This is a genomic window from Variovorax sp. Soil_C_17, from assembly GCF_057657265.1.
The window spans coordinates 75,146-87,748 of the sequence record NZ_JBDGIT010000002.1 but is presented as its reverse complement, the minus strand read 5'-3'; the positions used below and the strand labels follow the sequence as shown (position 1 = coordinate 87,748).

Genomic DNA, 12,603 nt, shown 5'->3' with positions numbered 1-12,603 from the left:
ACAAGCCGATGATTTCTTCCAGCAGCCGACTGCCGCGCAGCGCTGTCATTCGCGAAGTGGGCCTGCGCGATGGCCTGCAAAGCATCGCGACCATTCTTCCGAGTGCGCAGAAGCGTGAATGGATTCGCGCCGCCTACGACGCCGGACAGCGCGAGATCGAGGTCGGCTCCTTCGTCCCGGCGCGCCTTCTGCCGCAGCTGGCCGACACGGCCGAGCTCGTGGCCTTTGCGAAAACGTTGCCCGGTCTCTTCGTGTCGGTGCTGGTTCCCAATCTGCGCGGCGCCGAGAACGCCATCGCGGCCGAGGCCGACCTGATGATCGTGCCGCTGTCGGCGAGCCAGGCGCACAGCCTGGCCAACCTGCGCAAGACGCCCGACGACGTCGTGGCCGAACTGGGCAAGATCCGCGCCGCGCGCGACGCCGCCGGTTCGAAGACGCTGATCGAGGGCGGTGTCGGCACCGCCTTCGGCTGCACGATCCAGGGCCGGGTGGAGAAGAGCGAAGTGCTGCGCCTCATGCAGGCCTTGCTCGACGCCGGCGCCGACCGCGTGAGCATCGCCGACACGGTCGGCTATGCCGATCCGGGCATGGTGCGCGACCTGTTCGAGGACGCCGTGAAGATCGCCGGCGACCGCTTCTGGTGCGGCCACTTCCACGACACGCGCGGACTCGGCCTGGCCAACGTCTATGCCGCGCTCGAGGTCGGCGTGGCCCGGTTCGACGCCTGCCTGGCCGGCATCGGCGGCTGCCCGCACGCGCCCGGCGCGAGCGGCAACGTCTCGACCGAAGACCTCGCCTACATGCTCGGCAGCATGGGCATTGCCACCGGCATCGACATCGAGCAACTGCTGGACCTGCGCGCCCGGGTGGCGCAATGGCTCGCCGGCGAAACGCTGCACGGCTCCCTGTGGCAGGCCGGCCTGCCCAAGACCTTCGGCCTTGCCGCGCAGGCTGCGGCAGCTTGATCCACTCTGAAACAACCACCGCATGACAACCACCGCCCAATCCCTCCCCCTCGCCGGCATCCGCGTCCTCGAGTTCACCCACATGGTCATGGGGCCGACCTGCGGCATGATCCTGGCCGATCTCGGCGCCGAGGTGATCAAGGTCGAGCCGCCCGGTGGCGACAAGACGCGCAAGCTGCCCGGCCTGGGCATCGGCTTCTTCCGCGCCTTCAACCGCAACAAGAAGAGCGTGGTCATCGACATCGGCACCGACGAGGGCCGTGCCACGGCTGCGGAACTGGCCGGCGAATGCGACGTGGTGCTGGAGAACTTCCGCCCGGGCCTGATGGCCGGCTTCGGACTCGACTACGAGACGCTGTCGAAGAAGTATCCGAAGCTCATCTACGTCACGCACAAGGGCTTTCTGCCCGGCCCCTACGAGAGACGGCTCGCGCTCGACGAAGTGGTGCAGATGATGGGCGGGCTCTCCTACATGACCGGCCCCGAGGGCCGGCCGCTGCGCGCGGGCACCTCGGTCAACGACATCATGGGCGGCATGTTCGGCGCCATCGGCGTGCTGGCCGCGCTGCGCGAGCGCGAGCGCACCGGCAAGGGGCAGGAGGTGCAGAGCGCGCTGTTCGAGAACTGCGTGTTCCTGTCGTCCCAGCACATGCAGCAGTTCGCCATGACGGGCGAGGCGCCGCCGCCGATGCCCTCGCGCGTGTCGGCCTGGAGCGTGTACGACGTGTTCACGCTGGCGGACGGCGAGCAGCTCTTCATCGGCGCGGTGAGCGACAAGCAATTCCTCACGCTGTGCCGGGTGATCGAGGCGCCCGAGCTCGCCGCCGATCCGGCGCTGGCCACCAACGCGCTGCGCGTCGCCGTGCGCCCGGCCCTGCTGCAGCGGCTGGGCGGCCACCTCCGGCACCACCGCGTCGAGGAGCTGTCGCCCAAGCTCGAGGCCGCGGGCATCCCCTATGCACCCATCATGCGGCCCGACCAGCTCATGAGCGACCCGCACCTGAAGGCCAGCGGCGGCCTCGTGCCGATGGAAACCGACGACGGCAGCATGACCGACGTGGTGCTGCTTCCCCTGCTGATGGGCGGGCGCCGCCCCGGTGTGCGCAGTGCCCTGCCGCGCGTGGGCCAGCACACCGAGGAGGTGCTCTCGGGCCTCAAGCGCCACGTTCCCGCCTGACGTCCGCAACCCCCAACCGCAATTCAAGGAGACCAACGAGATGACCCACGCCATCCAACGCCGCAGCTGCGCTGCATTCTTCATCGCCACGCTGGCCCTCTTCGCCGGCGGGGCCATGGCGCAAGCTTCGGACAAGCCGCTTCGCGTCGTCCTGCCGGTCGGCGCCGGCTCCGGCGTCGACACCATCATGCGGGCCGCCGCCCCCTCGCTGACCAAGGCACTGGGCGGCCAGGCGGTGGTCATCGAGAACCTGCCCGGTGCCGGGGGCATCACGGGCGCATCGGTGATCGTCCGCGCGCCCGCGGACGGGCAGACGATCGGCGTGGTGTCGAACAACCACGTCGTGAACCCGAGCGTGTTCAAGAAGATGCCCTTCGACGCGGTCGAGGACATCACGCCCATCTCGGTGGTGGGCGCCACGCCCTTCGTGCTGGTGGTCAACCCCAAGGTGCCGGCGAAGAACGCGAAGGAACTGCAGGCGATGCTCAAGGCCAAGCCCGAGGCCTACAACTATGCGTCCTCCGGCAACGGCACCATCCTGCACCTGGCCGCCGCGATGTTCCTCGACGCGGCGGGGGCGGAGGCGCGCCACATCCCCTACAAGGGCGTCGGCCCGATGGTGGCCGACCTCATCGGCGGACAGGTGGAGATGGGCGTGCTCGCGGTGCCCGCCGTGCAGGGGCAGCTCAAGGCCGGATCGCTGCGGGCCATCGGCGTGATGGGCAAGACGCGCGTGCCCTCGCTGCCCGATGTGCCCACCCTGGCCGAGCAGGGTTTTCCCACGGTCGACATCGGCGGATGGTTCGCCGTGGTCGGCCCCGCCAAGCTGCCGCCCGCCGAGGTCAAGCGCCTGCATGGCGCGGTCGTGGCCGCCTTCGCCATGCCCGAGACCAAGGATGCGATGGCCAAGCAGGAGAACGTCATCAACCCGATGACGCCCGAGGCCTCGCTGCAGTTCTTCAAGACGGAACAGGAGCGCTATGCAGCCCTGGTCAAAAAGGCCAACATCACGGCTGACTGAGCCGCACCCAACCCCCAACCTTTACGGAGCGCCCATGACCGATCTGTTCGAAAACCCGATGGGACTGCAAGGCTTCGAATTCGTCGAATTCGCCTCGCCCACGCCCAACACGCTCGAACCCTTCTTCGAGCAGCTCGGCTTCACGCAGGTCGCCAAGCACCGCTCGAAGGATGTGGTGCTCTACCGCCAGGGCGACATCAACTTCATCGTCAACCGCGAACCGAACAGCCCTGCGGCCTACTTCGCCGCGGAGCACGGCCCCTCGGCCTGCGGCATGGCCTTTCGCGTGAAGGACTCGCACCAGGCCTACGCGCGGGCGCTCGAGCTGGGCGCCCAGCCGGTCGAGATCGCGACCGGGCCGATGGAGCTGCGCCTGCCCGCGATCAAGGGCATCGGCGGCGCGCCGCTCTACCTGATCGATCGCTTCGAGGACGGCAAGTCGATCTACGACATCGACTTCGAGTTCATCGAGGGGGTGGACCGGCATCCCCCAGGGCACGGCCTCAAGGTGATCGACCACCTGACGCACAACGTCTACCGGGGCCGCATGGGCTACTGGGCCCATTTCTACGAGAAGCTCTTCAACTTCCGCGAGATCCGCTATTTCGACATCCAGGGCGAGTACACCGGCCTGACCTCGAAGGCGCTGACGGCGCCGGACGGCAAGATCCGCATTCCGCTGAACGAGGAATCCTCCAAGGGCTCGGGCCAGATCGAGGAGTTCCTCATGAAGTTCAACGGCGAAGGCATCCAGCACATCGCACTGCTGAGCGACAACCTGATCGACACCATCGACCAGCTGGGGCTTGCCGGCGTGCCGCTGATGACCGCGCCCAACGACATCTACTACGAGATGCTGGAGACGCGGCTGCCCGGCCACGGCCAGCCCGTGCCCGAACTGCAGTCAAGGGGCATCCTGCTGGACGGCAGCACCGAGGGCGGACGGCCGCGCCTGCTGCTGCAGATCTTCTCGCAGACGGCGTTCGGAAGCCCGGTCTTCTTCGAGTTCATCCAGCGCAAGGGCGATGATGGTTTCGGCGAAGGCAACTTCAAGGCGCTGTTCCAGTCGATCGAGCGCGACCAGGTGCGCCGCGGCGTGCTGAAGACCGATGGACCGGACACGCCATGACTTGAATGCACGCCTCGCGCGGTGCCCCCCGGAGCACCCAGAGGGCTCACTCCGCGATGCTGCAGCGAAAGGGTCTCACTCCACCAGAACATCGGCCCGCAGCAGCAGTTCCCGCCGCAGCGTCAGCCCGATCGCCTTGGCGGTCTTGAGGTTGATGACCAGTTCGAAGGTCGTGGGTTGCTCGACAGGCAAGTCCCGGGGGTTCGCACCTGCCAGTATCTTGCCGACGTAGCTCGCTGCCCGGTAGAACTGCTCCGCCAGGTTCGGGCCGTAGCTCATCAAGCCACCGGCCTGAACGGGTTCCCGGCTCGAGAACAGCGTGGGCAGGTGCTGCAATACGGCGAGCTCGGCGATCCGCCGCGCCTGCGAGAAAAACAAACCGTCACCCGGCACGATGAGCGCCTGGGCGGGGCCCTTTCTGAGCGCGCCGAAAGCAGCCTCGATCTCGCCGGCGCCCGCCACCTGCATGGGAAGCACCCGCACGGCCGTCCGCGCCGCAGTCTGGATGTTCTTCAAGTAGACAGCGTGGCCCGGATGACCCGGATTCACCAGCACGGCAACCGTCGAGAGACTGATGATGGCTTCGCGCAGAAACTCCAGGTACTTGTAGCTCAGGTCGGCTCCGACGCTCGACACGCCGGTCACATTGCCTCCCGGCCGCGGCAGGCTCTCGACGAAGCCGAAGACGAGCGGATCGCCGCTCGCTGCGAAGACGATGGGCAAGGTGGTGGTGGCCCGGCGAACGACCTGGATGGCGGCGGGCCCCGCGGCCACGATGACGTCCAGCTTCTGCTCCAGCAATTGCGCCGCGAGATCGGGAAGGCGCTCGTACGCGCTCTCTGCCCATCGGGCCTCGATGACGATGTCCCTGCCCTCCAGGTATCCAAGGTCGCGCAGCCCCGCCCGAAGGCGGTCGAGCCGGTCGCTCGCGATGCGCGCCGAGCTGGTGTCCAGGTATCCGATGCGCAGCGGTTTCGGCGACGATCTTTGCGCGAGCGAAGCGTACGGGGCGCAGGCTGCACCCATCGCGAGGCTCAAGAGGAATCTTCTGAGGCTGTTCACGCCGTCTGCATCCTTGCTCTCCCGCCACGGGAGTGGGGCAAGTATGGTGCGTTGCCAGCCTGCGCGCCAGCGCGCGGCGCCGACCTGATCAGTCGAGGCGCAGCTGCGCCTTCTGGACGAGGCGTCCGATCCAACGTTGCGCCAGGTCCTGTGCCTCCGGTTCCTCGGTAGAAACGCCGGTCGCGACGAGGCGTTGCAGCCACGCCGACAACTCGGCGCGCTGGGGCCTCACTGCGTCGGTCCAAGCTTCGCGCTGCGTCCTGAGCCTGCGCTGCTCGTCGTCCCTGAGGTACTTCGAGCCGGCGACCATGCTTTCGAGCGCCAGGAGCCAGTCGTCCAATGCGATGTCCTCATGGTGCCGCAATGCGCGCACGGTCAACCCGGTGCGCCGGGCAAGTTCACCAATCTTCAAAAACATGCCCCCTCAAGTTGAAGGCATCCTAGACCGTGCCGTTACGAGAGGGTCAAGTTTTCAGCCGCGAGCACAGCGGCAAGGCGAGGGTCGGCAGCAGCGCCATCAGCAGGAAGCTGCCAGCTCCGAGGCGTGCATACAGGATGCCGGATGACAAGGTCAGCAGCGCTGTGAGCAGCGCCGGTCCGAGTGCATAGATGGCCTGACCCGTCGCGGCGAGATGCCGAGGCACAGAAGCCCCGATGAGCCGCATGCAAGCGAGATGCAGAAGCGCAAACGTCAATCCATGCAGGGGCTGTACGATCGCAAGCGCTCCAGGATGGGTCGAGGATGCCACCACGAGCCATCGCAGCACAGCCGCCGCGCATGCGATTGCGGCTGCGCGGCCCGGACCGAGTGCATCGACCCATCGAGGTCCGATCAGGATGAAGACCACCACCTCCGCAACGACGGCTTCCGACCAAAGGACACTGATCGCCATCGGACTGACGCCGGCCGCATTCCATCGGATGACGGCGAATGCGTCATGCATGGCATGGCTGCCGTAAACCAGGGCCGCAACGAGCACCATGCGCCGGAACAAGACGATCCCCATGAGCTCTTGGATGGCTCTGAAGGACGATGATGGTCGGGGGCTTGCGTCGGTCCTGGTGTCATGCGCCGGCAAGAGCATGGTGCTTGCTGCTGCGAGCAGAAGCAAGGCGCCATGCATCCATGCAATCGACGCGAGTACGGTCCAGCCGATCACTTGTCCAGCGGCAAGCGTCCCGAACACGAAGGCAGCCGATGCCGAGCCTCGTACCCAGCCATATTCGAAGTTCACGCCTGACGAAGCGCGCGGTCTCGAAGCATTCAACACCAAAGCATCGGCAAGCGAGGTGGTGGGTGTAAGTGCAGCTTCATGGCAGAGGCGCACGACCAGAAGTATCCAGAAACCACCGATCCAAGGTTGGCCAAAAGCAAAAGCAAGGCAGGCGGCCATGGCGGCAGCCGTGGCCAGTACGTGACGCAATCGCTGCGATCGATCTGCGATGCGCGCGGCAACCGGTCCGGCAATCAGGCGAACGATCGTGCTCAGCCCCAACAAAAGTCCAATCTGCTCGGGTGACAGCCCTCGCGTCTCGAAATAGCGAGGCCAGAAGGGCGACGCCACGCCAAATGAGGCGTACAGCAACACGTAGAGAAGGAGGAACGAGCGCAACGCGCGAGGCTGGGGCATTCGCATGGCGGCATGTATACGCGCTCGGTGACCTCGGACCCCCGGAATATAGATGGTCGAAGGTTCCACACCCAACCGCGCCACTTGAAAGCTCCACAACGTGGGAGCGCGCGGGATCTGCGATTGCCCAGGCCGAAGCGACGGCGGGTCTCACGCCCCCAGGCGTTTACGCAGCCACCCGAAGAAGGTGCCGGCCAGGAACGACCAGATCGCCATAACGACCAAAGCCTCGATGAAGCTGCCCCACGCGAATGGCGCGGGCCGCAGCAGCGGCGTGAAGTCCATCCCGTGAAAGAGGCTGTTCATGAAGCCGACAAACGGGCCGGGAGCGGCAAGCCAGATCAGCGTACACAGCACATAGAACACCGCCACGGTGACTGAGAACGCGATGCCGGTGCGAAGCGGTCCGGGCGAAGGCGTCTCGTGCTGCAGAGGAAGTGCATGGGTGCCCATGTCAGTCTCCTTTCGGCATCGTTGCCGGAAGACCAATCTAACGCAGAGCTGTGCGGTCGCCTTGATGTGGATCAAGCCCCGTGGTTGCTGATCCTGCAATTCTTGCGACCTCAAGGAGTTGGACATGCATCCCATGTTCGGCCGGCGCTTGCTTCGATTTGTTCATTTTGTACAGGAGTCTCACCGTGAACGTCCCTCGCCTTCTCCCGCTCGCGTTCGGCCTCGCTTTGTCCGCCACAACGGCTCTTGCCCAGCAGCCCCCGGCTGCCTCCGAGTCGACGCCGACCACCTCGGCATCTGGGTCTCAGGACTGCCGCAAGCCGATGGCGCGCCATGACCATCTCGCCGACAAAGGCATCACCAGGCCAATGTCGGGTCCTTGCGCCGGCAAGCCTGCGACCGCGGCCGCGAAAGCCAAGGCAAAGCCCGTGCACGAGCACACCAAGTTCCACAAGAATCAGTGATCCGAACGAGGGGCCTCCCCGAGCTGCAAACCAGGAGCAATGAAATGCCGCCCATGCAACAAGACCCCGGTACCCGCGGCGGCTTCAATTGGCTTTGACCTTTCCTCAAATCCAGGTGTGCGGCTCGCTCGACTCCGGGGCCACTGCTGCGGCTGCTGCAGCTGAACTGCGCTCGTTCATATACGCGAAGAGGAGTCCATTTATGTCTCAAGCACGCAGTGCCCGGTCGTTCGGGGCAGTCGGTTGGGCGACGATTGCAGCGCTCCTGATCGCGTCGTCATCCTTGCCAGCAGGGGCACAAACCACCGCCGGCGTGCTGGCTGCGCAGTCAACGACCGAACTCGGGGTAGTGATCAAGGTGACGCCGAAAGCGATCGGCCCTTCCGACAGCCAATGGGAATTCAGCGTCGTGCTCGACACGCACAGCGCTGAGCTGACCGACGACCTCGCCCGGAGCGCGAGGCTGGTGACCGAAGATGGGCGCTCGTTCGAACCGACAAGCTGGACCGGGGCCGCTCCGGGCGGCCATCACCGCGAAGGGATCTTGGTCTTCGATGCTCCGACCCCACGACCGTCGGCGATCGAACTAAGGATTGTTCGCCCGGGCGAATCCGCGCCACGGACCTTCCGATGGCAACTCTGACTCGAACGCGCTCGAGTGGGCCGACACAGCACTGAAAAGAGGTCGTTCCATGCTCCTTCCCGGACCATGTACCCCCGACGGGAGGCTCGGGACAAGAGGAGTTTCCTTGGCAATCGCCGCCGTCCGCCGTGTTGCTCGACCCGACTTTCCCTTGATCTATCTCAACGTCCGTGACGCGTCTCGGTCGCATGCTGCGTCCATTGCAACGCCGATTCGGCAATGCGTCGCGCGCGAGGCTAAGCACATGAAACTCTCGTTTTGCCTTGGAACCGTCGCGGTGATCGTGCTCGCCGGATGGTCAAACCAACCCGAGGAGTTCAGCCATGGACCATGACCATCCTGAGCCGCCTCCTTTCTGGCGGTCACCCGCCGGGCTGACGCTGTGCGTCGCCTTGCTCCTGGCAGGGTTCTACCTGCTCACGGAACACACCGCCCATGTCTTGGGCGCGCTGCCCTATGTCTTCGTGCTGGCCTGTCCGCTGATGCACATATTCATGCACAGAGGTCATCACGGTGGTCACACCAACTCTCCGAAGAGGCCCGACGATGACCAGCGCCAACAGTGACTATGGCCTTTGGAGCCTGGTCGTTCTCAATTCCATCATCTTTGTCGGCTTCGCCTACAGCTTCTTCAAGCCGGTTGACCTGCGGGATTGGCGAAGCTTTGGGGCCTACAGCGCATTCATCGTGGCATTGTTTGCCGAGATGTATGGGTTTCCGCTCACCATCTACCTGCTATCGGGTTGGCTGGGCTCCACGTTTCCTGGCGTGAACCTCTACGGACACGATGCAGGTCACCTGTGGTGGCTCTTGACCGGCAAGCATGGCAACCCTCACTTCGGGTTCCTGCACATTCTGAGTATCGTGTTCATCTTCGCGGGCTTCGCGTTGCTCTCCAAGGCTTGGCACGTGCTTTATCACGCGCAGCGCCGGCACCAGCTCGCAACAAGCGGGCCGTACCGCCTGGTCCGGCACCCGCAATACATCGGCTTCGTCGCCATCATGTTCGGTTTCCTGCTCCAGTGGCCGACCCTGTTGACGCTGGCGATGTTCCCCGTCCTGGTGGTCATGTATATCCGGCTGTCCATCGCCGAGGAGCAGGACTCCGCAAGAGCCTTCGGGCAAGCCTGGCAGGCCTACGCCGCGTCGACGCCGCGTTTCATTCCAAGGTTCTCCAAGGGCAGCGTCGCTCGCCCGGTCGATGGCCACTAGAGCGACCGCCACCTGGTGGGAGCGCGCCCTCTTTTGGCTCTGCTGGGCCTGCCTTCTCGGGCTGAGCATCTGGATTGCAGCGGCCGCACTTTCGATGCGTCAGTAAGGGCACTTCCGACCCGCTTGACCTTCCCACCCTGGCAAGGTTGAAACTGGCAGACAAGAACAGGAGAACGCCTTGCCGCCATCCAGCACGAAACACCACCACGCCGGTCACAGCCATTCAGGACACGCTTCCCATCAGGCTCCTTCGGAAGGCAGGTCAACCGTGACGGTGCCATCCGGCAAGGAGGTGGAGTACACCTGCCCGATGCATCCGCAGATCCGGCAGATGGGGCCCGGCCATTGCCCGATCTGCGGCATGGCTCTGGAACCGGTCGTGGCAACCGAGGCAGTCGGCGAAAGCCCCGAGCTGCGCGATATGACCCGCCGCTTCTGGATCGGTACCGCGCTCACAGCTCCGGTTTTCGCGTTGGAAATGGGTGGCCACCTGACCAATCTGAATCACCTGCTCGGCCAGCAGCTGTCGAACTGGATTCAACTGCTCCTGGGCACGCCCGTGGTGCTCTGGGCCGGTTGGCCGTTCTTCGTGCGTGCCGCAACGTCGGTGAAAAACCGCAGCCTGAACATGTTCTCGCTCATCGCATTGGGCACGGGGGCGGCCTGGCTCTACAGCGTGGTGGGCACGGTAGCGCCGCAACTGTTTCCCGCGGAACTGCGTCTGCCGGACGGTGCCGTGCAGATCTACTTCGAGGCGGCCGCGGTCATCACCGTGCTGGTGCTGCTCGGGCAGGTCCTCGAGCTGCGAGCGCGCGAAAAGACGTCGGGCGCCATCAAGGCGCTGCTGGGTCTCGCTCCCAAGACCGCTCTCAAGGTGCGCCATGACGGGACGGACGAGGCGGTCCAGGTCGATGCCATCCGGGTTGGCGACCTGCTGCGTGTGCGCCCAGGCGAGAAGGTGCCGGTGGACGGCGAGCTCATCGAGGGCAAAGGCAACGTCGACGAGTCGATGGTCACGGGAGAGCCGATCCCCGTTTCGAAGGCCGTGGGTTCCAAGGTCACCGCGGGCACGCTGAACCAGACGGGCGGCTTCGTGATGCGTGCCGAAAAGGTGGGCGCCGACACCTTGCTCTCGCAGATCGTCCACATGGTGGCCGCGGCGCAGCGCAGCCGCGCCCCCATCCAGAGGATGGCCGACCAGGTCGCCGGCTGGTTCGTGCCGGTCGTCATCCTCGTGGCGCTGCTGACCTTTGCGGTGTGGCTGGTCTGGGGGCCCTCGCCTGCCTTCAGCTATGCACTCATCACCGCGGTGGCCGTCCTCATCATCGCCTGCCCTTGTGCGCTCGGCCTGGCCACGCCCATGTCCATCATGGTGGGGGTCGGCCGTGGTGCCCAGCACGGGGTGCTCATCCGGGACGCCGAGGCACTGGAGCGCATGGAGAAGGTCGACACGCTGGTGGTCGACAAGACCGGCACGCTCACGGAGGGCCGCCCAAAGGTGGTCCATATCGAGCCGGCGCCTGGATTCACCGCCGAGGACGTGCTGCAAAAGCTCGCGAGCGTCGAGCGTGCCAGCGAACACCCCTTGGCCATGGCCATCGTGATGGACGCCCAGGAGCGCAAGCTGCCGTTGTCGCCGGTGACGGACTTCGACTCTCCGGTCGGCAAGGGGGTCATCGGCAGGGTCGACGGCGAGGTCATCGTCTCGGGCAGCGCCAAGTTCCTGGCCGAACATTCCATCGATGTCGGCAGACTCGAAGCTTCGGCAGAAGGCCAGCGCCAGAAGGCAGCCACGGTGATCTTCGTGGGCGCGGGCGGCAAGCTGGCCGGCTTCGTCGCCATCGCCGACCCGATCAAGGCGACCACCCCGTCCGCCCTCCAGGCGCTGAAGGCCGCGGGCGTGCGGATTGTGATGCTCACCGGCGACGGCAAGACGACCGCCGAGGCCGTCGGACGCCAGCTCGGCATCGACGAGGTGGTCGCGGAAGTGTTTCCCGAAGACAAGGCCTCGGTCGTTCAGCGCCTGAAGTCCGAAGGCCGGGTGGTGGCCATGGCCGGCGATGGGGTGAACGATGCCCCCGCCTTGGCTGCGGCCGAGGTCGGCATCGCGATGGGCACCGGCACCGACGTGGCCATGGAGAGCTCCGGCGTCACCCTGCTCAAGGGCGACCTGATGGGTATCGTGCGGGCCCGCACGCTGTCGCATGCGACCATGCGCAATATCCGACAGAACCTGTTCCTTTCATTCGCGTACAACGTGGCCGGGATTCCCTTGGCAGCCGGTGTGCTCTACCCCTTCTTCGGATTGCTGCTGTCGCCGGTCGTCGCCGCTGCGGCCATGGCGCTGTCGTCGGTGAGCGTCATCGGCAATTCGCTGCGCCTGCGCACTGTGCAGGTAGAGTAAGCCTGTTAGACCTGCTCGAGACACTTCATGAAGAGACGCCTTTACCTGCTGGCAGTCACCGCGATCTCCGTTCTTCGCTCTGGGTTGTGCCATGCGGCTGCTTCCCGGGTCCTGGCGGTGGGCCTGGTCGTCGCGACTGCCGGCGTCCACGCGCAGACATCCACGAGTGCCCCATCAGCTCCCCAGAAGGCCGCAAGAGCCGCTCAAAAGGCCTCTCTGCCCCTGGCCGACGCGACGGTCGAGCGCGTCCTTCGCGAGTCCGGCGAGCTCGTCCTGGACCATGGGGATCTGCCCAATCTCGCGATGCCCGCCATGACCATGGCGTTCGACGTGGGAAACAGGAAGATGCTCGATGTGGTCAAGCCCGGCGACAAGATCCGGTTTCAAGCGGAAGTCGTCAAAGGCAGGCCGACCATCACTCACCTGGAGCTTGCGCGCTAGC

At 65.5% G+C, this 12,603-nt stretch carries 15 protein-coding genes; 11 read left to right on the top strand and 4 right to left on the bottom strand.

Annotation, left to right across the window (positions count from 1 at the left end; translation table 11 throughout):
- Positions 1-8 precede the first annotated feature (8 nt).
- Genes AC3A6Y_RS09035 through hppD form a run of 4 tightly spaced genes read left to right on the top strand, consistent with a single transcriptional unit; the run spans position 9 to position 4,292 of the window.
- Positions 9-965, top strand: a complete 957-nt coding sequence (locus AC3A6Y_RS09035; RefSeq protein WP_487867898.1) for a hydroxymethylglutaryl-CoA lyase — start codon at positions 9-11, stop codon at positions 963-965.
- A 22-nt stretch (positions 966-987) separates the two neighbouring features.
- Positions 988-2,142: a CaiB/BaiF CoA transferase family protein gene (locus AC3A6Y_RS09030; RefSeq protein WP_487867897.1), complete on the top strand. Its 1,155-nt coding sequence runs from the start codon at positions 988-990 to the stop codon at positions 2,140-2,142.
- A 40-nt stretch (positions 2,143-2,182) separates the two neighbouring features.
- The gene (locus tag AC3A6Y_RS09025; protein ID WP_487867896.1) at positions 2,183-3,163 is read left to right on the top strand and encodes a Bug family tripartite tricarboxylate transporter substrate binding protein; all 981 of its coding nucleotides are present in this window, start codon (positions 2,183-2,185) and stop codon (positions 3,161-3,163) included.
- Between the two features lie 34 nt (positions 3,164-3,197).
- Positions 3,198-4,292, top strand: a complete 1,095-nt coding sequence (hppD, locus tag AC3A6Y_RS09020) for a 4-hydroxyphenylpyruvate dioxygenase (protein WP_487867895.1) — start codon at positions 3,198-3,200, stop codon at positions 4,290-4,292.
- Between the two features lie 75 nt (positions 4,293-4,367).
- On the opposite strand, the gene AC3A6Y_RS09015 is transcribed toward hppD, so the two are convergent.
- From AC3A6Y_RS09015 to AC3A6Y_RS09000, 4 genes are all read right to left on the bottom strand, one after another.
- On the bottom strand, positions 4,368-5,330 hold the full coding sequence (locus AC3A6Y_RS09015) for an ABC transporter substrate-binding protein (RefSeq protein WP_487867894.1): 963 nt from the start codon (positions 5,328-5,330) through the stop codon (positions 4,368-4,370).
- Between the two features lie 112 nt (positions 5,331-5,442).
- On the bottom strand, positions 5,443-5,772 hold the full coding sequence (locus AC3A6Y_RS09010) for a hypothetical protein (RefSeq protein WP_487867893.1): 330 nt from the start codon (positions 5,770-5,772) through the stop codon (positions 5,443-5,445).
- 46 nt (positions 5,773-5,818) lie between these two features.
- The gene (locus AC3A6Y_RS09005; RefSeq protein WP_487867892.1) at positions 5,819-6,991 is read right to left on the bottom strand and encodes an MFS transporter; all 1,173 of its coding nucleotides are present in this window, start codon (positions 6,989-6,991) and stop codon (positions 5,819-5,821) included.
- Positions 6,992-7,135: 144 nt separating this feature from the next.
- Positions 7,136-7,438 carry a DUF5676 family membrane protein gene (locus AC3A6Y_RS09000; RefSeq protein ID WP_487867891.1) on the bottom strand — a complete coding sequence of 101 codons (303 nt, stop codon included), beginning with the start codon at positions 7,436-7,438 and terminating at the stop codon, positions 7,136-7,138.
- A gap of 185 nt (positions 7,439-7,623) precedes the next feature.
- Here AC3A6Y_RS09000 and AC3A6Y_RS08995 point away from each other — a divergent pair, with 185 nt between their 5' ends.
- From AC3A6Y_RS08995 to AC3A6Y_RS08965, 7 genes are all read left to right on the top strand, one after another.
- Positions 7,624-7,902 carry a hypothetical protein gene (locus AC3A6Y_RS08995; RefSeq protein WP_487867890.1) on the top strand — a complete coding sequence of 93 codons (279 nt, stop codon included), beginning with the start codon at positions 7,624-7,626 and terminating at the stop codon, positions 7,900-7,902.
- Between the two features lie 202 nt (positions 7,903-8,104).
- A complete protein-coding gene (locus AC3A6Y_RS08990) occupies positions 8,105-8,545 on the top strand; it encodes a hypothetical protein (RefSeq protein ID WP_487867889.1) in 441 nt (146 codons plus the stop codon).
- Between the two features lie 106 nt (positions 8,546-8,651).
- Complete coding sequence (locus AC3A6Y_RS08985; protein WP_487867888.1) at positions 8,652-8,879, top strand: hypothetical protein; 228 nt, start codon at positions 8,652-8,654, stop codon at positions 8,877-8,879.
- Positions 8,869-9,111, top strand: coding sequence for a DUF2933 domain-containing protein (locus AC3A6Y_RS08980; protein ID WP_487867887.1), 243 nt, complete (start codon positions 8,869-8,871; stop codon positions 9,109-9,111). The genes AC3A6Y_RS08985 and AC3A6Y_RS08980 overlap by 11 nt, the downstream gene beginning before the upstream one ends.
- Entirely contained in the window at positions 9,092-9,757 is a 666-nt protein-coding gene (locus AC3A6Y_RS08975; protein ID WP_487867886.1) for a methyltransferase family protein, read from the top strand. Before AC3A6Y_RS08980 ends, AC3A6Y_RS08975 begins: the two co-directional genes overlap by 20 nt.
- A gap of 310 nt (positions 9,758-10,067) precedes the next feature.
- Positions 10,068-12,161 (top strand): copper-transporting P-type ATPase, encoded by a 2,094-nt coding sequence (locus tag AC3A6Y_RS08970; protein WP_487869031.1) that lies wholly within the window; start codon positions 10,068-10,070, stop codon positions 12,159-12,161.
- 27 nt (positions 12,162-12,188) lie between these two features.
- A complete protein-coding gene (locus AC3A6Y_RS08965) occupies positions 12,189-12,602 on the top strand; it encodes a copper-binding protein (RefSeq protein ID WP_487867885.1) in 414 nt (137 codons plus the stop codon).
- The last annotated feature ends 1 nt before the right edge of the window (position 12,603 follow it).

What these genes read in the sequence shown, in the direction of transcription:
- AC3A6Y_RS09025 (WP_487867896.1), top strand. Translation starts at nt 2,183, where the DNA reads ATGACCCACGCCATCCAACGCCGCAGCTGCGCTGCATTCTTCATCGCC.
- AC3A6Y_RS09000 (WP_487867891.1), bottom strand. Translation starts at nt 7,438, where the DNA reads ATGGGCACCCATGCACTTCCTCTGCAGCACGAGACGCCTTCGCCCGGA.
- AC3A6Y_RS08975 (WP_487867886.1), top strand. Translation starts at nt 9,092, where the DNA reads ATGACCAGCGCCAACAGTGACTATGGCCTTTGGAGCCTGGTCGTTCTC.
- AC3A6Y_RS09030 (WP_487867897.1), top strand. Translation starts at nt 988, where the DNA reads ATGACAACCACCGCCCAATCCCTCCCCCTCGCCGGCATCCGCGTCCTC.
- AC3A6Y_RS09035 (WP_487867898.1), top strand. Translation starts at nt 9, where the DNA reads ATGATTTCTTCCAGCAGCCGACTGCCGCGCAGCGCTGTCATTCGCGAA.
- AC3A6Y_RS09005 (WP_487867892.1), bottom strand. Translation starts at nt 6,991, where the DNA reads ATGCGAATGCCCCAGCCTCGCGCGTTGCGCTCGTTCCTCCTTCTCTAC.
- AC3A6Y_RS09010 (WP_487867893.1), bottom strand. Translation starts at nt 5,772, where the DNA reads ATGTTTTTGAAGATTGGTGAACTTGCCCGGCGCACCGGGTTGACCGTG.
- AC3A6Y_RS08990 (WP_487867889.1), top strand. Translation starts at nt 8,105, where the DNA reads ATGTCTCAAGCACGCAGTGCCCGGTCGTTCGGGGCAGTCGGTTGGGCG.
- AC3A6Y_RS08965 (WP_487867885.1), top strand. Translation starts at nt 12,189, where the DNA reads ATGAAGAGACGCCTTTACCTGCTGGCAGTCACCGCGATCTCCGTTCTT.
- hppD (WP_487867895.1), top strand. Translation starts at nt 3,198, where the DNA reads ATGACCGATCTGTTCGAAAACCCGATGGGACTGCAAGGCTTCGAATTC.
- AC3A6Y_RS08970 (WP_487869031.1), top strand. Translation starts at nt 10,068, where the DNA reads ATGCATCCGCAGATCCGGCAGATGGGGCCCGGCCATTGCCCGATCTGC.
- AC3A6Y_RS08980 (WP_487867887.1), top strand. Translation starts at nt 8,869, where the DNA reads ATGGACCATGACCATCCTGAGCCGCCTCCTTTCTGGCGGTCACCCGCC.